Raw genomic sequence first — 20,370 nt, 5'->3', positions numbered from 1 at the left:
TCGTCGACCTCTACGACGCGCGCGCGGCCGGCGCCGTGAAGCCGCTGCGCGAGCTGCTGCCCGCCGTGCTCCCCGCGGGCGCCGGGCCGGAGGGAGCCGGTGGGGTCGAGCAGGAGCGCGCCCTCGGCGGTGAGCGAGCCGGCGTCGGCGCCCGCGGGGAGCACGGCGGGCAGCAGCTCGCGCAGCGGCTTCACGGCGCCGGCCGCGCGCGCGTCGTAGAGGTCGACGACACGCTGGTCGTAGTCGCGGGTCGCCGGGTCGGTCGGGACCATGCCGGAGGCGTCGCCGACTCCGAGTACCTTCTCGCCGGTGAGGCGCCAGTGCACGTAGCCGGCGAGGGTGGTGAGGAAGTCGATCCGCTCGACGTGCGGCTCGGAGTCGAGGACCGCCTGGTGCAGGTGCGCGAGCGACCAGCGCAGCGGGATGTTGGCGCCGAACAGCTCGGTGAGCTCGGCCGACGCGGGCCCGGTGCTGGTGTTGCGCCAGGTGCGGAAGGGGACGAGCAGCCCGCCGTCCGCATCGAAGGGGAGGTAGCCGTGCATCATCGCCGAGACGCCGAGCGCCCCGACGGAGGAGAGCTGGACGCCGTGGCGCGAGGAGGCGTCGGCGACGAGGTCCGCGTAGGCGGCCTGGAGGCCCGCGTGGACGGCGTCGAGGGAGTAGGTCCAGCGGCGGTCGACGAACTGGTTCTCCCACTCGTGGCTGCCGACGGCGAGGACCACGGACGGGTCGGCCGCGTCGACCAGGCACGCCTTGATCCGGGTGGAGCCGAGCTCGATGCCGAGGGCGGTGGCGCCGCTCGTGATCACGTCGGCGGGGGTGGGCCTGCGCTGGTCCATCATGCTCCTCGCTCGGGCGATGTGACCGTTCACAAAGCCCCGGGTCAGCGTAGGCGAAACGGCTCGGGGTCGGCAAGCGAGGGGCCCGCCGGCGGGGTCCGACTGCTCCTCCTCCGCCGCAAGCCCCTTCCGCCGGGGCCGCCCGCTTGGTCGCATGAGGCATGCGTGAGATCAGACTCGTCAGACTCGTCACCCGCCTCGAGAACGCCGCCGCCCTCGATCCGCTCGTCGGCCGGGTGAAGCGGGCCGTGAACGCGGTGGTCCGGCCGCAGCCGGTGCGGGACGTGCTGCACGGCGTCCCGGTCGGCCACCCCGTCCATCCGCTGCTCGTCCTCGTGCCCACCGGCGCCTGGGTGTCGGCGGCGGTGCTCGACCTGCTGCCGGGGAACCAGCGGGCGGCGCGGACCCTCGTCGGCGTCGGCGTGATCAGCGTCCTGCCGACCGCCGCCTCCGGCTTCACCGACTGGTCGGAGCTGCACGAGCAGCAGACCCGCGTCGGGCTGGTGCACTCGGCGGCCAACGTGGTCGCGACGGGCCTCTACGCCGCGTCGTGGGTGCAGCGCCGCCGCGGGCGCACCACGAGCGGGAAGGTGCTCGGGATGCTCGGGCTCGCCGTCGTCTCGGGCGGCGGCTACCTGGGCGGCCACCTCAGCTACCGGCAGGCGGCGGGGGCGAACCACGCGGAGGACGTGCCGCACCGCTTCCCCTCGGGCTGGCAGGAGCTCGGCGCCCTGGCGGACCTGCCGGAGCGCACGCCGGTGAGGAGGGAGGTCGCGGGCCTCCCCCTGCTCGCCTTCCGGCGGGGCGAGCGGATCGACGTGCTCTCGAACGTCTGCAGCCACCTCTCGGGCCCGCTCGACGAGGGCGAGGTCTCGGCGGACGGCTCGGGGGAGGCGTGCGTCGCCTGCCCGTGGCACGGCAGCGCCTTCTCGCTCGAGACCGGCGAGGTGCTGCGGGGGCCGGCCACCTCGCCGCAGCCGCGATTCGAGACGCGGGTGCGTGAGGGGCGCGTGGAGGTGCTGCTGCCGCACGCGGGGTGAGGCGGGGGCCGGTGCTGCTCAGGCCTGAGCCGTCGACGCCCGCTCCACCAGCACCGGCGGCACCGGGCGGTCGACGGCGGGCTCCTCGCCGCGCAGCTCCGCGAGCACGACGCCGATCGTGCGGCGGCCGACCTCCGCGAAGTCCTGGCGGATGGTGGTCAGCGGCGGCTGGTAGTGCGCCGCCTCGGGGACGTCGTCGAAGCCGACGACGCTGAGGTCCTCGGGCACGCGCAGTCCCCGCTCGGTGCAGGCGTGCAGGAGTCCGAGGGCCATCTGGTCGTTGCCGGCGAACACCGCGGTCGGCCGGGGCGAGGAGTCGAGGAGGCGGAGGCCGGCGCGGTAGCCGGACTCGGCGCTCCAGTCGCCCTCCACGACGGCGACAGGGTCGAGGCCGGCCGCGCTCATCCCGGCGCCGAAGCCCTCGAGCCGCGCCTGCGCCTCCACCCAGTGCTGCGGACCGGCGAGGTGCGCGATGCGGGTGTGGCCGAGGCCGACGAGGTGCTCGGTCGCCAGTCGCGCTCCGGCCGCCTGGTCGACGAGGAGCAGGGAGTCGGCGCCGCGGTCCGTCGCGCCGAGCGTCACCGAGGGGACGCCGATCGCGAGGCTCTCGATCGCCTCCAGCGCGCGCTCCTGCGGGGCGAGGACCACGATCGCCTCCACCGACTCCCGCTGCAGGTGGGCGAGGCCGTCGGCCAGCGACTCCGCGTCCGGCGCCGCGTTCACGACCGGGACCCGGTAGCCCGCGTCGCGCGCCGCCTGCTCGATCGCGGCCATCGCGGTGGCGGTGCCGTAGAAGCTGTGGCTCTCGGCGGCGAGGATCCCGATCAGGCCGGAGCGGCTCGTCGCCAGGGCGCGGGCGGCGGCGCTGGGGCGGAAGCCGAGGTCCTCGATCGCGGCGAGCACGCGCTCCCGGGTGCGCGGCCGCAGCTGGGGGCTGTCGTTGAGCACGCGCGAGACCGTCTGGTACGACACTCCGGCCCGCACCGCGACGTCGCGGATGGTCGGCGCGCGGTCGAGGGGCATGGCCACACCGTAGCGGTGCGTGCGCCCCCGCCCCCTCCCGCGAGACGCCTCCAGGGTGCGCGTTCGTCGGCGGGTCGCGTACCGGAGCGGCGTCCCGCGGGCGCGGGTCAGGGGCCGCCGAGCCAGTGGTCGATGCGGTGGTGGTCGGGGGTGAAGCCGTGGTCGACGCCCCAGAGGACGGCCTGCGTGCGGCTGGTCGCGCCGATCTTGCCGTAGACGCTGCGGATGTAGGACTTCACCGTGTTGGGGCTGAGGTAGGTGAGGGCGGCGACGTCCGCGTTGCTCTTGCCCTGCGTGATGAGCGCGAGGATCTCCGACTCCCGGTCGGTGATGCCTTCGTGGCGGCCCGGCCAGTCGAGGCCCGGTGCGCTGCCCGCCCGCCGTGGAGGATCACTGACGACGACCTCGCCCGCGGCCACCCGCTCGAGCGCGGCCACCAGCTCCCGCGCCGGCAGGGTCTTGGAGAGGTAGCCGTGGACGCCCTGCTCGAGGGCGTCCGCGATGAGCGTCGGCGCGAAGTTCCACGTGTAGACGACCACGTGCTCGGCCCGCTCGTTGCGCACCAGCTCCGCGATCTCGTGGTGGTCCGACTCCGGCTGGGCGAACGAGTCGTAGAGGACGACGTCGATCCGGTCGGAGAGGGAGGCGTTCGCGTCGATCTCGGCGACGACCACCCGGTCGCGGTAGTGGTCGAACATGTGCGCGAGGCCCGTGAGGACGACGTCGTAGTCGTCGACGAGCGCGACGGTGAGGGGCGCACGGCGGGTCATGGTCGGACGCTACCGCACGGCTCGTCGGTGCGAGCACACCCCCAGGGGTGTACCGCCGCCTCCTCCGGGGTGGTTGCGTAGCCACCGGTCCCGCAACCGCGGAACCGATCAGCGGGCCCCCGCCCGCACAACGGAAGGACGACCGCCATGCTCGGTCTCATCATCAGCCTCATCGTCGTCGGACTCATCGCAGGAGCGCTGGCCCGCCTCATCGTCCCCGGGAAGCAGAGCATCAGCATCGGCATGACCATCGTGCTCGGCATCGTCGGCTCGTTCGTCGGCGGCTTCCTCGGGTTCCTGATCTTCCAGCACGACCCGATGGACGGCTTCTTCCAGCCCGCCGGCATCATCGGCTCGATCATCGGAGCGATCATCGTCCTGCTCGTCTACACCCGCTTCGCCGGCCGCTCCGCCGCGCGCCGCTGACCCGCAGCGCACGGCGACAGCGAGGTCGCTTCCGACCCGCGCTCCGCGGGCGTGCAGGCACCATGCTGACCGGCGGCCCCGGCCCGGCTCCCTCCACGGGCCGGGCCGTCGTGCTGTCCGCGGGGTGCCCGGGCGTCGTCCGTGGTCTCCGACGCTGCGTCCGCGGGTGCCGACGCTCCGTCCGCGGAGCCCGCGCCGGATATTCCGACCTCCGCGGATCAGCGGCGGAGTCCGTGGCTGCCGCGTCGATGGCTGCCGAGCCCGTCGCCGCGGAGTCCGCAGCCGCGCAGTCCGTCGCCGCCCAGCCGCTGCGCACCGGGGTGCGCGATGCTCGGGCGATGCCGCTCGTCGTCCCCGATGCCCTCGTCCCGCTCGCGCTCCGGCTCGCCCGCGCGAACCGCACCTTCGTCAGCGCGGAGGGAGCCCGTCGCCGCATCCGGGAGCGCGCGCTCCGTCCCGCCTCCTACGGCCCGCCGCCCCGCCTCCGGCCCGGCGTGCGCGTCGACGTGGAGCAGGTCGGCTCCTGGCCGGTCTACACGATCCGCCCGCGGGTGATCCGCGGCGGCGTCGTCTACGTCCACGGCGGCGGCTGGGTGAACGAGATCGCGCCCCAGCACTGGTGGCTCGCCGCCCGCATCGCCGACGAGGCCTCCGTCGCGGTGACCCTCCCGATCTACTCGCTCGTGCCCTTCGGCACGGCGCTCGAGGCGCGCGACGGTGTCCGCGCCCTGGTGCTGCGGAGTCTTGAGCGGCACGGGGCGACCTGCCTCGCCGGCGACTCTGCGGGCGGCCAGATCGCCCTCTCGACGGCCCTCGCCCTGCGCGACGAGGGGGTGGTCCTGCCGCGCACGACCCTCGTCTCGCCCGCGCTCGACCTCTCCTGGAGCAACCCGCGGATCCCCGAGGTGCAGCCGACCGATCCCTGGCTCGGCACCCCGGGCGGTCGCGTCCTCGCCGAGAGCTGGCGCGGCGCCCTCGACCTGCTCGATCCCGTGGTCAGCCCGCTGTTCGGCGACCTGGCGGGCCTCGGCCCCCTCACCGTCTTCACCGGCACGCGGGACGTCCTCAATCCGGACGCCCATGTGCTGGCCGAGCGGGCGGCGGCCGCCGCGGTCCCGTTCGAGCTCCACGAGGCCGTCGGGCAGGTCCACGTGTACCCGCTCGTGCCCACGCGGGCCGGCCGCGAGGCGCAGCACGACCTTGTCGAGGGGCTCCGCGCGGCGGTCTGACCACCGGCCGGCCCAGGCGTCCGGCAGGCTCCTCTCAGTCCGTCTTCCGGACGGCGGACGGCGCCTCCGCCCGCTCGTCCACGACGTCGAGGCGAGCCAGCGCGTTCGCCGTCCCCCGGCGGCCACGTGTCGCGACCAGGCCGATCATCGCGGCCGCCGCGAGGACGAAGGCGAGCAGCGACCAGAAGCCGCCCTCGACGGCGAGCAGGGTCGACCAGCCGCCCGATCCCGCCGCCCAGCGCACGAGCCGCTGCCAGAGGAGCGGTCGCGGCTCGGGACGCAGGCGCACCACCGTCTCGCCGAGGGTCCGTCCGGACCGCAGCACGATCACCAGCTGGAGCAGCGGAGCGACGAACGGCAGGGCTCCGACAACCACGTCCCCGGGGCTCGAGCGCGTGTCCACCCCCGCGAGCACGAGGCCGACCCCGGTGATCGAGACGAGCGCGCCCGTGATGAGGCTCAGCGCGAGAATGTCGCAGAACATGCCGAACGCGCGGCGGCGGATCGTGACCGGGCGGGCCAGCTCCGGCACCGCGCCCTCGGTCCGGCGGGTGAAGAGGAGGAGGACGGGGGAGAGGAGGGTGCCGAGCAGGGCGCCGGCCGTGTTGGCCAGCAGGTCGTCGACGTCGAAGAGCCGGTAGGCGCACGGGTAGAGGAACCAGTCGCCCGTGAGCTGCGTGACCTCGATGAGGAGCGAGACGGCGAAGCCGACGGCGGTGCCGCCGATCATTCCGGCGACGAGGCGCCCGCGCAGAGCGAGGTGGCGGACGAGCATCCCGAGGGGGACGAAGAAGACCACGTTCAGGAGCACCTGCGCGGACGCGGGGTTCGTCAGCAGCGCGCGGGGCCCGTCGATCCCGCCCTCCTTCGCGATGTCCGCGACGAAGGCGAACAGGCGCAGCTGCGGACCCGATCCGGTGCGGCAGGCGGCGGCGACCGTCGCCTCGTCGGGCAGGGGGAGGAGCGTGTAGGTGACGAGGGCGAGCGCGTAGACCACGGCGGCGAAGGCCAGCACCGCGTTGCCGATCCCGAGGACGCCGCGGCGCCGGTACTGCAGGGCGGCCCAGGGCACGAGGCCCACGAGGGCGACGGCGGAGCCGAACAGGAGGGCGAGCACGGCGGAGGTCATGTGTCGACAGTAGGAGAGCGGAGGCCCTTCTCGACCGCCCGGCGCATCAGGGGCCTCTGACAGCGCGATTCGTCCCTCCCCAGCGCGGGATCCGGGCGCTCCTCCACGGATCCGAGCGATCCCCGTCCGCCGCCTCCACGCCCTGCTAGCGTTTCCTGGGTCGCGTCCAAGAAACGCGTGCACCCTCGACCCCTCCACGAAAGACGTCATGCCGCTGCGCTCCCGCCTCCTCGCCCTCCCCGCCGCCGTCGCGGCCGCCGCGCTCCTGCTCAGCGGCTGCACCGCCGAGACGCCCGACGCCTCCAGCACCCCCGTCGACGGCGGGACGCTGACCTACGCGTCCGGCGACGCCGAGCCCACCTGCCTCGACCCGCACGTCGGCGGCAACTACCCGCAGGCGCTCCTCGCGACGCAGGTGCTCGAGTCGCTCGTCTCGCGCGACGCCGACGGCACCATCACGCCCTGGCTGGCCGAGTCGTGGACCGTCTCGGACGACGCGCTCAGCTACGACTTCACCCTGCGCGAGGGCGCGACCTTCACCGACGGCACCGCCCTCGACGCGGAGGCGGTCGCCGCGAACATCGCGCACCTGCAGGACCCGGCGACCAAGTCCTCCACCGGCTACCTCGCCGTGGCGAAGGTCGCATCCGTCACCGCGGTCTCGCCGACCGTGGCCCGCTTCACCCTGACCGCGCCGGACAGCGCGCTGCTCGAGTCGCTCGCGCAGCCGTGGACCGCGATCGAGTCGCCCGCCGGCATCGCCCGCGGCGAGGAGGCGAACTGCGAGGCGCCCGTCGGCACCGGCCCCTTCACCGTCTCGGAGTGGGTCAAGCAGGACCACGTGACCCTCACCCGCAACGAGGCCTACGACGCGTCGACCGGCCCGACCGGGGACGGCCACGAGGGCCCCGCGCACCTGGCGAGCATCACCTGGCGCTTCATCCCCGACTCCGCCACCCGCTACGCGGCGCTGCAGTCGGGCGAGGTCGACGTGCTCGACAACGCCCAGCCCGACACACTGAAGGCCGCGACCGGAGCCACCGACCTCGTCGAGCTCGACGCGCCCCGGCCCGGCTCGGTCAACCGCCTCGAGCTCAACTCCGGCCAGGCGCCGTTCGACGACGAGTCCGTCCGCGAGGCGTTCGTCCGCGGCGTCGGCGTGAACGACGCGATCGACTCCCTCTTCTTCGGCACCGCCGAGCGCTCCTACTCCCCGCTGTCCAGCCGCGAGGCGACCGCGTACTCCGACCCGTCGCTCTTCGAGGACGCCGGGTCCGACTCCGAGACGGCCGCCGCCGAGGACCTGCTCGAGAAGGCCGGCTGGGTGGACTCGGACGGCGACGGCATCCGCGAGAAGGACGGCACGCCGCTGACGCTGCGCTTCCCCGTCAGCACCAACCAGTCGATCCCGGCCGAGCAGTCGCTGTTCGAGCAGATCCAGGCCTCGGCGAAGACCCTCGGCTTCGACGTGCGGATCAGCCTGCTCGACCTGTCGAGCTGGTACACCGCGCTCGCGTCGAACGAGTACGAGCTGGTGAGCGCCCCGTACACGAAGGTCGGACCCGACGTGCTGCGGATCCTCTACTCCTCCTCGGGCATCACCCCTGCGCCGAGCGGCTACTTCGCCAACCACGCGCAGATCGCCGACCCCGCGCTCGACTCGCTGCTCGAGCAGGCGAGCGCCACGACCGACGAGGACGCCCGCGCCGACCTGTACGAGCAGGCGCAGCTGATCGTCCTCGAGGGCTACTGGATCCTGCCGCTCTACGACCAGCAGAACCACTACCTGCACCGGTCGGCCGTCCAGGGCCTCGTCGCCCTCGACACCGTGTCGACCCCCTGGTTCGCCGACGCCTGGGTCTGACCCGGCTCCGCAGAGCCGCCTGCACCGATCGATGAGCGGACGCGTGTCGGTCGAGTAGCCGCCACGGCGGCGCATCGAGACCCCGCGATCGGGACGGGCGGATCTCGATGCGTCCGCTCCGCGGGCTGCTCGATCAGCAGGGGTCCGTCCTCCATGCTGGTCGAGTAGCCGCCGTCGGTCGCGCATCGCGTGCTCCGGAGGGAGCGGACCTCGACGACGCCCCCCTCCACCGCCCGACCAGAGAGGACGCCCGCCCGCATGATCCGTCGCGTGCTCCTCCGCCTCGGTGGCGCCCTCGTGGTGCTGTGGGCCGTCGCGACCGCCGTCTTCGTCCTCATCCGCCTCGTCCCCGGCGATCCGGCGCAGGCGATCCTCGGCGGTCCGGGCTCGCAGGCGTCGCCCGAGGCGCTCGCCGCGGTGCGGGAGCAGTACGGCCTCGACCAGCCGCTCCTCGTGCAGTACCTGGTGCAGCTCGGCAGGCTCGCGCGCGGCGACCTCGGCACCTCCTACTCCCTGCGCACTCCCGTCGCGCAGATCCTCGGCGAGCAGCTGCCCGGCACCCTCCTGCTCGCCGTGCTCGCGCTCACCGCCGCATGGATCCTGGCGCTCGCGACCGCCCTCTGGTCGACCCGGGGCGGCCGCCTCGCCGCCGCGGTCGGGTCCGGCCTCGAGCTCACGGCAGCCGCGCTCCCGCACTTCTGGCTGGCGACCGTGCTGATCGCCGTCTTCGCGACCGCGCTGCGCTGGCTGCCCCCGGTCAGCACAGGGTCGCCCGCCGGGCTGGTGCTGCCGACGCTCACCCTCGCGATCCCGCTGGCGGGCTTCCTCGGCCAGGTGATGCGCCGCTCCCTCGTCGACGCGCTGGAGTCGCCGTTCGTGCTCGCCGCTCGGGCGCGCGGCGAGGGCGAGCTCGGCGTCCGCGCCCGCCACGCGCTGCGCCACGCGGTGCTGCCAGGGGTCTCGCTCTCGGGCTGGGCGTTCGGCTACCTGATCGGCGGGGCCGTGGTGGTCGAGACGATCTTCGCGAGGCCGGGGCTCGGCCGGACTCTGCTCGCGGCGGTGACCGTCCGTGACGTGCCGGTGGTGACGGGTGTCGTGCTGGTCACGGCGCTGGCGTACATCGTCGTGACGCTCGCCACCGATCTGCTGACGCGCGTGATCGACCCGCGGCTGGTCCGGCGGGAGGCGGTCGCGTGAGCGAGCTCGAGCTGCGCGCCGCCCGCCCGCTCCGCCGGGGTCCCTCCCGCCTCCGCGCCGGCGAGGTGCTGGCCGCGGTCTTCGTGGTGCTGCTCCTGCTCGCCGCCGTCGCGCCCGGGCTGCTCGCCCCCTCCGATCCGCTCGCCGTCGCCCCGCGCGACGCCTTCACCCCACCGGGTGCCGCGCACCTGCTCGGCACCGACGAGTCCGGTCGCGACGTCCTCAGCCGCCTCATCGCGGGGGCCGGCGCATCCCTCCTGATCGGCGCCAGCGCCACCGCGATCGGCCTCGTCCTCGGCGCGGTGCTCGGGGTGGTCGCGGCGTTCGGCGGCCGCGTCGTCGACGGCGTGATCGGCCGCGTGCTCGAGGTGCTCTTCGCCTTCCCCGCACTCCTGCTCGCGCTGCTCGTGATCGTGGTCACGGGTCCCGGAGTCGTCCCCGCCACCATCGCGGTCGGCCTCTCGACCGCGCCGGGGTACGCCCGCATCCTGCGCACGCAGCTGCTCGGCATCCGCGACTCCGGCTACGTCGAGGCGGCGCGCGTGCTGGGGCACGGACCCGTCCGCATCCTCGTCCGGCACGTCCTCCCCAACACCTTCGGGCCGCTCGCCGTGCTGGCGACCCTCGGCGTCGGCCAGGCGATCGTCTGGGCCTCGGCCCTCAGCTACCTGGGCCTGGGCGCCGAGCCGCCCGCGCCGGAGTGGGGCGCGATGCTCTCGGCGGGCCGCACCTACCTCTCGAGCGCGTGGTGGCTGACCGTGTTCCCGGGGCTGGCGATCGTGCTGACCACGATCGCGACGACGGTCCTCGGCGGGCGTCTGCGGGGTGCGCGGTGAGCGCGGTCGTCGTCGAGGGGCTCCGGGTCGCCTTCGACGGAGTCGAGGTGGTGCACGGGGTCTCGTTCCGCGTGGAGCCGGGGGAGTGCGTCGCGATCGTCGGCGAGTCCGGGTCCGGCAAGAGCGTCACCGCGCGAGCGCTGCTGGGGCTGAGCGGAGGCGCCGTGACCGGGAGCGTCCGCGTCGGCGGTACCGAGGTGGTCGGAGCGGGCGAGCGGGAGCTGCGGCGGCTGCGCGGCGGATCCGTCGGCTTCGTCCCGCAGGACGCGCTGCTCTCGCTCGACCCGCTGCGCCCGATCGGCCGCGAGATCGGCGACGTGCTCCGCCTCCACGGCCGCCTCCCCGCGGCCGAGCGCGCGCAGCGGACGGTCGAGGCCCTGGAGAGCGTCGGCATGCCGGAGCCGGCCGAGCGGATGCGGGAGCGCTCGGGCGACCTCTCCGGCGGGCTCCGCCAGCGCGCCCTCCTCGCGGCGGCCGTGGCGCTCGATCCGCCGCTGCTCGTCGCCGACGAGCCGACCACCGCGCTCGACGTCACCGTCCAGGCCCGCGTGCTCGAGCTCTTCGCCGAGCAGAAGGCGCGCGGCCGGGCGCTCGTCCTGGTCTCGCACGACCTCGCGGTGGTGGCGGGCCTCGCCGACCGCATCCTCGTGCTGGCCGACGGCCGCGTGGTGGAGGAGGGGACCGCGGCCGAGGTGCTGCGTGCGCCCCGCAGCCCCGAGGCCCGCGCGCTCGTGGCCGCCGTCCCCGCCGGGCGCCCGCGCGGCTCCCGGCTCACCGACCCGACCGCACCGGCGACCCCGCCCGAGACTCCCGGCGAGGTCGTGGTCGCGGCCCGCGGACTCGCCGCCCGCTTCCCGCTGCCCGGCGGAGGAGTGAGGGTCGCGGTCGACGACGTCGACCTCCGGCTGCGGCGCGGCGAGACCGTGGGGCTCGTCGGCGAGTCCGGGTCGGGCAAGAGCACGGTGGCCCGGCTCGTGCTGGCGCTGCGGCGTCCGGACGGGGGCGCCGTCGAGCTGTTCGGCGAGCCGTGGTCGGCAGCGACCGAGCGCTCCCGCCGTCCCCGCCGCCCGCGGATCGGTGCCGTCTACCAGGACAGCCTCTCCTCGTTCGACCCGCGCTGGAGCGTCGGCCGCCTCCTCCGCGACGCCGGCGCAGCCTCCGTGCCCGCGCTGCTCGAGAGCGTGGGGCTCGACCCCGCCCTGGAGCGGCGCTCGCCGCGGACCCTCTCCGGCGGTCAGCGCCAGCGCGTCTCGATCGCCCGGGCGCTGGCGACGCGCCCCGACGTGCTGATCTGCGACGAGCCCGTCTCGGCCCTCGACGTGTCGGTGCAGGCGCAGATCCTCGACCTGCTCGACGACCTGCAGCGCCGTCACGGCCTCGCCCTCCTCCTCATCTCGCACGACCTCGGCGTGATCGCCCACATGAGCGATCGCATCGCCGTGATGCGCGAGGGTCGGATCGTCGAGGCGGGGCCGGCCGCGTCGCTCCTCGCCGCGCCGCAGGAGGAGTACACGCGCCGCCTGCTCGCCGCCGCCCCGCGCCTCGAGCGCTGAGCCGTCCGCGGCGCGGCCCCCGCGCAAGCCCGCGCCGCGAATCCGCCGCACCTCCACCACGTGTCGGACCTGCGGCGTAGCGTTGCCGAGGTGATGCGCCCGACGACCCAGACGCTCGGCCAGCTCCGTGCCTCCGGGCACGTGCAGAAGAGCCTCCGCACCGAGATCCGCGACAACCTGCTCGACGCCCTGCGCGAGGGCCGCGACCCCTGGCCGGGCCTGCACGGCTTCGCCGAGACGGTCATCCCGCAGGTCGAGCGCGCCGTCATCGCCGGTCACGACATCGTCCTGCTGGGCGAGCGCGGCCAGGGCAAGACCCGCCTCCTGCGCACCCTCGTCGGCCTGCTCGACGAGTGGACGCCCGTCATCGAGGGGTCCGAGCTCGGCGAGCACCCCTACGAGCCGATCACCACGGAGAGCCGCCGCCGAGCGGAGGAGCTGGGCGAGGACCTGCCCGTCGCGTGGAAGCCCCGCGAGGAGCGCTACGTCGAGAAGCTGGCCACCCCCGACACCAGCGTCGCCGACCTCATCGGCGACGTCGACCCGATGAAGGTGGCCGAGGGCCGCAGCCTGGGCGACCCGGAGACCATCCACTTCGGCCTCATCCCGCGCAGCCACCGCGGCATCGTCGCGATCAACGAGCTGCCGGACCTCGCCGAGCGGATCCAGGTCGCCATGCTCAACGTGATGGAGGAGCGCGACATCCAGATCCGCGGCTACGTCCTCCGCCTCCCCCTCGACGTCCTCGTCGTCGCGAGCGCGAACCCGGAGGACTACACGAACCGCGGCCGGATCATCACGCCGCTGAAGGACCGCTTCGGCGCCGAGATCCGCACCCACTACCCGACCGCCCTCGTCGACGAGGTCGCCGTCATCCGGCAGGAGGCGGACCTCGTCGCGACCGTGCCCGACGCGCTCATCGAGATCCTCGCCCGCTTCACGCGAGCTCTGCGCGAGTCGAGCTCCGTCGACCAGCGCAGCGGCGTCAGCGCCCGCTTCGCCATCGCCGGCGCCGAGACCATCGCCGCCGCCGCCCTGCACCGCGCCACCCGCCGCGGCGAGGAGGAGGCGGTCGCCCGCCCCATCGACCTCGAGACCGCCGTCGACGTGCTCGGGGGCAAGATCGAGTTCGAGTCGGGGGAGGAGGGCCGCGAGGACGAGATCCTCGACCACCTGCTCCGCCAGGCCACCGCCGAGACCGTCCGCGCCCACCTGCGCGGCGTCGACCTCGGGCCGCTCGTCGAGGCGGTCGAGAACGGCGCGATGATCACGACCGGCGAGCAGGTGACCGCCCGCGAGTTCCTGGCCGGCCTGCCGCTGCTGGGCGAGGCCCGCGTGTACGACGAGGTCGCCGAGCGCCTCGACGCCGTGGGGGAGGGGCGCCGCGCCGGAGCGGTCGAGCTCGCCCTCGAGGGCCTCTACCTCTCGCGCAAGCTGAGCAAGGAGACGGGCGGGGGCGAGGCCGTCTATGGCTGATGCTCCGCGCGGCAACCGGCGGCTGAAGCGCGACGCGCGCTACGCGAAGTACGACGGGGGACCCGATCCGCTCGCTCCTCCGGTCGACCTGAAGGAGGCCCTCGACGCTATCGGCGAGGACGTGATGGGCGGCACCTCGCCCGAGCGCGCCCTGCGCGAGTTCCTCCGCCGGGGCACCCGCGACCGCGAGGGCCTGGACGACCTGGCCGCCCGCGTCGCCGAGCGGCGTCGCGAGCTCACGCAGAGGAACAACCTCGACGGCACGCTCCGCGAGATCCGCGAGCTCCTCGACAGGGCCGTCCTCGCCGAGCGCAAGCAGCTCGCCCGCGACACGCAGATGGACGACGGCGACCGCGCGCTCGCAGAGATCCAGCTCGACAGCCTCCCGCCCTCACCGGCCGCGGCCGTCTCGGAGCTCCGCGACTACCGCTGGCAGAGCCCCGAGGCGCGCGCCGACTTCGAGCGGATCCGCGAGCTGCTGGGCCGGGAGATGCTCGATCAGCACTTCGAGGGGATGAAGCAGGCCCTCGAGAACGCGAGCGACGAGGACCGCGCCGCGATCGACGCGATGCTCCGCGACCTGAACGAGCTGCTCGAGGCGCACGCGCGCGGGGAGGACACCCCCGAGCAGTTCGACGCCTTCATGGAGCAGCACGGCGAGTACTTCCCCGAGGGACCGGAGTCGGTGGACGAGCTGATCGACGCGCTCGCCGCCCGCGCGGCCGCGGCCCAGCGGATGCGCAACTCGATGACCGCCGAGCAGCGCGCCGAGCTCGACGCGCTCGCCCAGGAAGCCTTCGGCACGCCGGAGCTCATGCAGTCCCTCGGCCGCCTCGACGAGACCCTGCGGGGGCTCCGTCCCGGCGAGGACTGGGGCGGCTCCGAGCGGATGGACGGCGAGCAGGGGCTCGGCCTCGGCGACGGGACAGGCGTGTTCCAGGAGCTGGCCGACCTCGACGCCCTCGCCGACCAGCTCGCGCAGACGGACCGCTCCTCCCTCGACGACCTCGACCTCGACCTGCTGGCGAAGCGCCTCGGCGAGGACGCCTCGGTCGACGCGCAGACGCTGAAGCGCCTGGAGCGGGCCCTGCGCGACTCCGGGACCCTGCGCCGCGGCTCCGACGGCCGCCTCGCCCTCAGCCCGAAGGCCATGCGCCAGCTCGGAAAGGCGCTCCTGCGCGACATCGCCGAGACCGTCTCCGGCCGTCAGGGCGCCCGCGACGTCCGGCGTGCGGGCGCGGCGGGCGAGCGCTCCGGAGCGACGCGCTCGTGGGAGTTCGGCGACACCGAGGCCTGGGACATCCCCCGCACGGTGACCAACGCCCTCACCCGCACCGCCGGCGAGGGCCGACCTGTCGGCTCGGGGGTGCGCATCCTGATCGACGACGTCGAGGTGCAGGAGACGGAGGCGCGCACGCAGGCCTGCGTCGCGCTCCTCGTCGACACGTCGTTCTCGATGGCGATGGACGGCCGCTGGGTGCCGATGAAGCGCACTGCGCTCGCCCTGCACACCCTGATCAGCAGCCGGTTCCGCGGAGACGCGCTGCAGCTCGTCGCCTTCGGCCGACGCGCCGAGGTGATGGACGTCGAGCAGCTGGTGGGCCTGGACGCCGAGTGGGACAAGGGCACGAACCTGCACCACGCGCTGCTGCTGGCCAACCGGCACTTCCGCAAGCACCCGAACGCGCAGCCGGTGCTGCTCATCGTCACCGACGGCGAGCCGACCGCGCACCTCGAGCCCGACGGCGGCGTCTTCTTCGACTACCCGCCGGACCCGCTGACGGTCGCCGTCTCGGTCCGCGAGCTCGACGCGTCGCTCCGCCTCGGCGCGCACACCACGTTCTTCCGCCTGGGCGACGACCCGGGCCTCGCGCGCTTCATCGACTCGCTCGCCCGCCGGATCGGCGGCTCGGTGGTGAACCCGGAGGCGGAGGACCTGGGAGCGGCCGTCGTCTCCTCCTACCTCGGCGCTCGCGGCGCTGGTCCGGGAGGCGGCGGAGCGCCGGGCGAGGAGCTGTTCGGCCGCGGCTGGAGCTTCTGAGCCCCTCAGGATGCAGGAGGGACCCGCTCCCGCGCCTGAGGATCAGCGCGTCCCCGTCGCTCCTGCGGCGTTCGTCCTGATCTCCGACCGCCCCCGGCTCAGAACAGCGGCCAGGGCACCGCGGGCATCCCGCCCCGCGGGCCCGGGAAGCGGCCGAAGGAGCCGAGCCGCTCGCAGCGCTTCGCGAACGCGGCGACCTCGTCCTCGGTGAGCAGCTCCGAGAGCGCCTCGCCGAGCGGTCCGTCGATCTGCGCGCGCAGGAGCGCCAGCGCCGTCAGCTCCTCCTCGAGCAGCGGTTCGCCGATCCAGCCCCAGAGGACCGTGCGCAGCTTGTGCTCGGAGTGGAAGGTGAGGCCGTGGTCGACCCCGTAGCGGTGGCCGTCGGGCAGCGCGAGCACGTGTCCGCCCTTCCGGTCCGCGTTGTTGGCGACCACGTCGAACACGGCCATCCGGCGCAGCGCCGTCGAGTCCTCGTGCACGAGGGAGATGTCGCGGTCCTCCTCGTCGCTGCCGTCGAGGACGTGCCGCCATCCGTCGGGCACGGCGTCGGCGGGCACCAGGTCGACCGCGTCCTGGTCCGGATCGATGTCCTGCCAGAGCTGGACCATGCCCGGCCCGAGCGGACCGTCGCGGAGCCACGTGCGCGGCACCACGTTCCAGCCGAGCGCCTCCGAGACGAGGTAGGCGGCGACCTCGCGGCCCGCGAGCACGCCGTCCGGGAAGTCCCACAGCGGCTTCTCGCCCGAGATCGGCTTGTAGACGACGGACGTCTCGCCGAGCTGCGCGAGGAACGTCGCGTTCGAGGCGATCGTGATCCGGCCGGCCAGCTCCAGCTCGCCGTCGAGCCCGCCCGGGTCGCTCATGCGGGCGGGCAGTCGTGCCCGTCGGGATCCATCGGCTCGCCGCAGCGGGGGCAGAGCGGACGTCCGGCGCCGACGACCTCGAGGGTGCGCTTCGCGAAGGCGCGCGCCGTCCCGACCGGGATCTTCACCTGCAGCATCTCGGTGGGCTCGGGCTCCTCCTCGGAGTCGTCCTCCGCCTCGGTAAGCGGATAGGCCTCGATCACGATCTGCGCGGTGGACGGGTCCCAGCCGAGGCTGAGCCCGCCGACGCGGAACTCGGGCTCCACGGGCTGGTCGAGCGGGTCGTTGTCGACGAGCTCCGGGGGAGTGCCGGCGGGGACGCTGACCGGGTTGCCCTGGGCGGTCATCAGCTGGTCGAGGATCTCGTCGATCTTCTCGGCGAGGAGGGCCGACTGCTGCTTCTCGAGGCCGACGCTGACCACGCGGGGCCCGGTCTTGGCCTGGAGGTAGAAGGAGCGCGAGCCGGGTGAGCCGACGGTCCCCACGACGACGCGATCGGGCCAGTCGAATCCGTGCACGATCGGAGGCATGCCCCCAGTCTACGAGCGCCCGCCTCCGCGGTGGCTGCGCGCGTCGGGCTCGGGCGGCCTGCTGATCGAGCAGCCGTCTCTTCTGCTGACCGAGCCCTCCGCGGAGCGGGCGCATCGAGATCCACCGCCGCCGAGCACCCGTGTTCGATCGAGCCCTGAAGCGGCCCTCCGGAACCCCGCCTACTCGTGCCCCGCCCCGCCCCCCACGGCGGCGTCCGCCACGGGGGCCGCCTTCCGCAGCCAGCCCAGGTCCCCGGCGTCCGTGTTCATCGAGACGACCTCCGGCCGCCCCGCGCCGTAGCGGATGATCGACACCGACGCCGGTCCGACGCTGAGCCTCTGGAACAGGTCGAGGTGCATGCCGAGCGCGTCCGCGAGGATCGCCTTGATCGTGTCTCCGTGGCTGACCGCCGCCCACACCGCGCCGGCCCCGTGCTCCTCCGCCACCGCCGCGTCGTGCCGGCGGATCGCGGACACGGCCCGGGCCTGCATCGCGAGCATCCCCTCGCCGCCGGGGAACACCACCGCGGAGGGCTGGTTCTGCACCGTCGCCCAGAGCGGCTCCGTCGCGAGATCCCGCAGCGAGCGCCCCGACCAGTCGCCGTAGTCGCACTCGGTGATGCCCTTGTCGATCACCGTCGCCGGCGATCCCGTCTGCCGCTCGAGGACGAAGCGCGTGGTCTGCCGGCACCGCTCGAGCGGGCTCGACACCACGGTCGCGAGCTCGACCGCCGCCAGCCGCTCCCCGGTGCGCGCCGCCTGCGTGCGTCCGACGTCGTCGAGCCGCACTCCCGCGGTGCGTCCGGCGAGGATCCCCGCGCTGTTCGCGGTGGTGCGTCCGTGCCGGACGAGGAGGAGCGTGGGCATGGGGCCAGCGTAGGCGGCCGTGCTCCGCCCCGCCCCGTCGGACCACCGGGGCCGCACCGGCGCGTTCAGCGCGACTCCATCGCGGGACGGATGCCCCGGCCGCAGCGCCTGCCTAGGGTGGAGGAGCGGCCGCCCACCGCGGCCCGGAAGGGACACACATGGACGGGACGACGCCCCCCGGCATTCCCCAGGACGGCACGGACACCGAGAGCCCCGCCGCGCGCACCGCCGCCGACGGCACCGCTGCCGAGCACACCGACTCCGCGCTCACCGACTCCGCGACCCCCGCATGGGCCGCCCCCGAGGCCTCCGGCCGCCACGGCGAGGTCGCTCTGCGGATCCGCGGCCTCCGCAAGCGCTTCGGCGACAAGGAGGCCGTGAAGGACATCGACCTCGACGTCCCCGCCGGCTCCTTCTTCGGGCTCGTCGGCCCCAACGGCGCGGGCAAGACGACGACCCTCTCGATGGCCACGGCCCTGCTCCGCCCCGACAGCGGCGTCGTCACGATCCACGAGGTCGACGTCTGGAAGGACACCCTCGAGGCGAAGCGGCTGATCGGCGTCCTCGCCGACGGCGTCAAGCTGTTCGACCGCCTCACCGGTCTCCAGCTCGTCACCTACTACGGCCTGCTCTGCGGGCTCGAGCGCTCCGTCGTCGTCGAGCGGACCGACGACCTCCTCGCCCTGCTCGGCCTCGATCCGGCCGACCGCACGCTCGTCGTGGACTACTCCGCGGGCATGACCAAGAAGATCGCGCTCGCCTGCGCGCTCGTGCGCGCCCCGCGCCTCCTGGTGCTCGACGAGCCGTTCGAGTCGGTCGACCCGGTCTCGGCGGCGAACATCCGCGACATCCTGACCGGCTTCGTCGCGTCGGGCGGCACGGTCATCGTCTCGTCCCACTCCATGGACCTCGTCGAGCGGATGTGCGACCGCGTCGCCGTCATCGCCGACGGCCGCGTGCTCGCCTCCGGCACCCTCGAGGAGGTCCGCGCCGGCTCCAGCCTCGAGGAGCGCTTCGTCGAGCTGGTCGGCGGCCGCACCCACCAGGAGGGACCGGCATGGTTGCGCATCTCCTGAGGCTGCGGCTGCTCCTGCTCCGCAACTCGCTGACGCGGAACGTGTGGCAGCTGATCGGCGTGATCCTCGGCGGTCTCTACGCGATCGCGGTGCTCGGCCTGGTCGCGGCCGGCCTGGTCGCGCTCGGAGGCACGGACCCGGCGTTCGCGAACGTCGCGATCGTCCTCGGCGGATCCGCTCTGATCCTCGGCTGGGTGCTCGGGCCGATCTTCCTGTCCGGCTCCGACCAGAGCCTCGACCTGCCCACCCTCGCGACGTTCCCGATCCCGCTGCGGACCCTCCTCCTCGGGCTCGCCGCCGCGGGCCTCGCGGGCATCCCCGGCGTGGTGACCACGCTCGGGGCGCTCGCCTCCGCGGCCGCCTGGTGGAGTCGGCCCATCGGCATCCTGCCCGGCCTCGTCGCCGCGGTGATCGGCGTCGCGACCTGCGTGGTCGCGTCCCGCCTGATCGGCGCGCTCACCACGGGCCTGGGCTCGAGCCGCCGCTACCGCGAGGTGATCGGCGGCGTCGTGCTCGTCGTCGTCATCCTGCTCGGACCGCTCTTCTTCGGCCTGACCAACGTGATCCGCGACGGCCTGGACGTCCTGCCCGTGATCGCGGGCGCCCTCGGCTGGTCGCCGCTCGGCGCGATCTGGGCCGTCCCCGGATCCGTCGTCGCGGGCGACTGGGTCGCGGCGATCGCGCGCCTGCTGATCGGGCTCGCGACGCTGGCCGTCCTCGTCTGGGCGTGGGCCCGGGCGCTGCGGCACGCGCTCGCGGAGCCCGCCGCGTCCGGCGCGCACTCCGCCTCCGGATCCGCGGGCCTCGGCCTGTTCGGGCGCTTCCCCGGCACCCCGACCGGCGCCGTCGCCGCGCGTGCCCTCGGCTACTGGTGGCGGGACCCGCGCTACAGCCGCGGGCTCCTCGTCATCCCCGCCGTCGTCGTCCTCGCGGTCTTCTACTCCGCGATCGGCAGCGGCGGCGACACCTTCGTGCTGCTCTCGGCCGTGCTCGTCGGCCTGATCTTCGGCGTGACCCTCTGCGCCGACGTGTCGTACGACGGCACCGCCTGGGCGGCGCACGTCAGCTCCGGAGTGACGGGGTCGGCCGACCGCGCCGGTCGCGTCGTCGCCGCCGCGATCATCGGCGTCCCTGCGGTGGTCGTCGTGGCGGTGGGCACCGCGCTGTACGCGGGACGCGCCGACGCGATCCCGGCCGTGCTGGGCATGGCGCTGGCCCTCGTGCTCAGCGGGTTCGGAGTGTCGAGCGTCGCCTCGTCGCTCGTCGTCTACCCCGTGCCCGGGCCGGGGGACAGCCCGCTGAAGACGCCGCCGGGCTCCGGGATGATCTCGAGCGTCGTGATGCTGGGGAGCATGGCCGCGACCGGCCTGCTGGCGCTTCCGTCGATCGTCCTCGGCGCGATCTCGCTCATCGGCGGCGACCCGGCCTTCGGCCTGATCGGACTGGCGGCCGCCCTCGTGCTGGGCACCGTCTTCGCGCTGGTCGGCATCCGCGTCGGCGGTCGGATCGTCGACCGCCGAGCGCCGGAGCTGTTCGCCGCCCTCGTGACGATCGGCTGACGCGGGTGGCGGGGCGCGGGTGGGCGGTGCCCGCCCGCCGCCGCCACCGCCC

Annotated in this window: 18 protein-coding genes; 11 read left to right on the top strand and 7 right to left on the bottom strand. The window is 74.5% G+C overall.

The window, feature by feature from the left end; translation table 11 throughout:
* Window positions 1–842, bottom strand: an 842-nt coding sequence (locus tag C5C39_RS16300) for an FGGY family carbohydrate kinase (protein ID WP_374953714.1), incomplete at its 3' end; no start/stop codon positions are given.
* A 158-nt stretch (window positions 843–1,000) separates the two neighbouring features.
* Between C5C39_RS16300 and C5C39_RS16295 the strand changes: the two genes are divergently transcribed.
* A complete protein-coding gene (locus C5C39_RS16295) occupies window positions 1,001–1,879 on the top strand; it encodes a Rieske 2Fe-2S domain-containing protein (protein WP_104226053.1) in 879 nt (292 codons plus the stop codon).
* Between the two features lie 18 nt (window positions 1,880–1,897).
* Here C5C39_RS16295 and C5C39_RS16290 read toward each other — a convergent pair whose 3' ends face one another.
* Together C5C39_RS16290 and C5C39_RS16285 are read right to left on the bottom strand one after the other, a co-directional pair.
* Window positions 1,898–2,902: a LacI family DNA-binding transcriptional regulator gene (locus C5C39_RS16290; RefSeq protein ID WP_104225040.1), complete on the bottom strand. Its 1,005-nt coding sequence runs from the start codon at window positions 2,900–2,902 to the stop codon at window positions 1,898–1,900.
* A 107-nt stretch (window positions 2,903–3,009) separates the two neighbouring features.
* Window positions 3,010–3,672, bottom strand: a complete 663-nt coding sequence (locus C5C39_RS16285; protein ID WP_104225041.1) for a response regulator transcription factor — start codon at window positions 3,670–3,672, stop codon at window positions 3,010–3,012.
* Between the two features lie 147 nt (window positions 3,673–3,819).
* Here C5C39_RS16285 and C5C39_RS16280 point away from each other — a divergent pair, with 147 nt between their 5' ends.
* Window positions 3,820–4,098 carry a GlsB/YeaQ/YmgE family stress response membrane protein gene (locus tag C5C39_RS16280; protein ID WP_104225042.1) on the top strand — a complete coding sequence of 93 codons (279 nt, stop codon included), beginning with the start codon at window positions 3,820–3,822 and terminating at the stop codon, window positions 4,096–4,098.
* 248 nt (window positions 4,099–4,346) lie between these two features.
* On the top strand, window positions 4,347–5,327 hold the full coding sequence (locus tag C5C39_RS16275) for an alpha/beta hydrolase (RefSeq protein ID WP_258075866.1): 981 nt from the start codon (window positions 4,347–4,349) through the stop codon (window positions 5,325–5,327).
* A gap of 34 nt (window positions 5,328–5,361) precedes the next feature.
* Here C5C39_RS16275 and C5C39_RS16270 read toward each other — a convergent pair whose 3' ends face one another.
* On the bottom strand, window positions 5,362–6,456 hold the full coding sequence (locus tag C5C39_RS16270) for a VanZ family protein (RefSeq protein ID WP_181136417.1): 1,095 nt from the start codon (window positions 6,454–6,456) through the stop codon (window positions 5,362–5,364).
* A gap of 208 nt (window positions 6,457–6,664) precedes the next feature.
* Here C5C39_RS16270 and C5C39_RS16265 point away from each other — a divergent pair, with 208 nt between their 5' ends.
* The 6 genes from C5C39_RS16265 (at window position 6,665) to C5C39_RS16240 (ending at window position 15,423) form a co-directional block, all read left to right on the top strand.
* The gene (locus C5C39_RS16265; RefSeq protein WP_104353876.1) at window positions 6,665–8,320 is read left to right on the top strand and encodes an ABC transporter substrate-binding protein; all 1,656 of its coding nucleotides are present in this window, start codon (window positions 6,665–6,667) and stop codon (window positions 8,318–8,320) included.
* Between the two features lie 258 nt (window positions 8,321–8,578).
* Entirely contained in the window at window positions 8,579–9,517 is a 939-nt protein-coding gene (locus C5C39_RS16260; RefSeq protein WP_104353875.1) for an ABC transporter permease, read from the top strand.
* A complete protein-coding gene (locus C5C39_RS16255) occupies window positions 9,514–10,353 on the top strand; it encodes an ABC transporter permease (RefSeq protein ID WP_104226047.1) in 840 nt (279 codons plus the stop codon). The genes C5C39_RS16260 and C5C39_RS16255 overlap by 4 nt, the downstream gene beginning before the upstream one ends.
* Window positions 10,350–11,906: an ABC transporter ATP-binding protein gene (locus C5C39_RS16250; protein ID WP_104353874.1), complete on the top strand. Its 1,557-nt coding sequence runs from the start codon at window positions 10,350–10,352 to the stop codon at window positions 11,904–11,906. The genes C5C39_RS16255 and C5C39_RS16250 overlap by 4 nt, the downstream gene beginning before the upstream one ends.
* A gap of 93 nt (window positions 11,907–11,999) precedes the next feature.
* Window positions 12,000–13,382, top strand: a complete 1,383-nt coding sequence (locus C5C39_RS16245) for a magnesium chelatase (protein ID WP_104262318.1) — start codon at window positions 12,000–12,002, stop codon at window positions 13,380–13,382.
* Complete coding sequence (locus tag C5C39_RS16240; RefSeq protein ID WP_104353873.1) at window positions 13,375–15,423, top strand: VWA domain-containing protein; 2,049 nt, start codon at window positions 13,375–13,377, stop codon at window positions 15,421–15,423. The genes C5C39_RS16245 and C5C39_RS16240 overlap by 8 nt, the downstream gene beginning before the upstream one ends.
* 98 nt (window positions 15,424–15,521) lie before the next feature.
* On the opposite strand, the gene C5C39_RS16235 is transcribed toward C5C39_RS16240, so the two are convergent.
* From C5C39_RS16235 to C5C39_RS16225, 3 genes are all read right to left on the bottom strand, one after another.
* Entirely contained in the window at window positions 15,522–16,286 is a 765-nt protein-coding gene (locus C5C39_RS16235) for an SCO1664 family protein (RefSeq protein WP_104226043.1), read from the bottom strand.
* On the bottom strand, window positions 16,283–16,816 hold the full coding sequence (locus C5C39_RS16230; protein WP_104295979.1) for a DUF3090 domain-containing protein: 534 nt from the start codon (window positions 16,814–16,816) through the stop codon (window positions 16,283–16,285). The genes C5C39_RS16235 and C5C39_RS16230 overlap by 4 nt, the downstream gene beginning before the upstream one ends.
* Before the next feature lie 180 nt (window positions 16,817–16,996).
* Window positions 16,997–17,683: a histidine phosphatase family protein gene (locus C5C39_RS16225; protein ID WP_104353872.1), complete on the bottom strand. Its 687-nt coding sequence runs from the start codon at window positions 17,681–17,683 to the stop codon at window positions 16,997–16,999.
* A gap of 158 nt (window positions 17,684–17,841) precedes the next feature.
* Here C5C39_RS16225 and C5C39_RS16220 point away from each other — a divergent pair, with 158 nt between their 5' ends.
* Both C5C39_RS16220 and C5C39_RS16215 read left to right on the top strand, forming a co-directional pair.
* Window positions 17,842–18,759 carry an ABC transporter ATP-binding protein gene (locus C5C39_RS16220; protein WP_104297253.1) on the top strand — a complete coding sequence of 306 codons (918 nt, stop codon included), beginning with the start codon at window positions 17,842–17,844 and terminating at the stop codon, window positions 18,757–18,759.
* On the top strand, window positions 18,741–20,318 hold the full coding sequence (locus C5C39_RS16215; protein WP_104291761.1) for a transporter: 1,578 nt from the start codon (window positions 18,741–18,743) through the stop codon (window positions 20,316–20,318). Before C5C39_RS16220 ends, C5C39_RS16215 begins: the two co-directional genes overlap by 19 nt.
* Window positions 20,319–20,370 lie beyond the last annotated feature (52 nt).

The sequence above is a fragment of the Rathayibacter sp. AY1F3 genome (genome assembly GCF_002931975.1).
Lineage (GTDB): Bacteria > Actinomycetota > Actinomycetes > Actinomycetales > Microbacteriaceae > Rathayibacter.
This window is presented reverse-complemented; position numbering and strand designations above follow the sequence as displayed.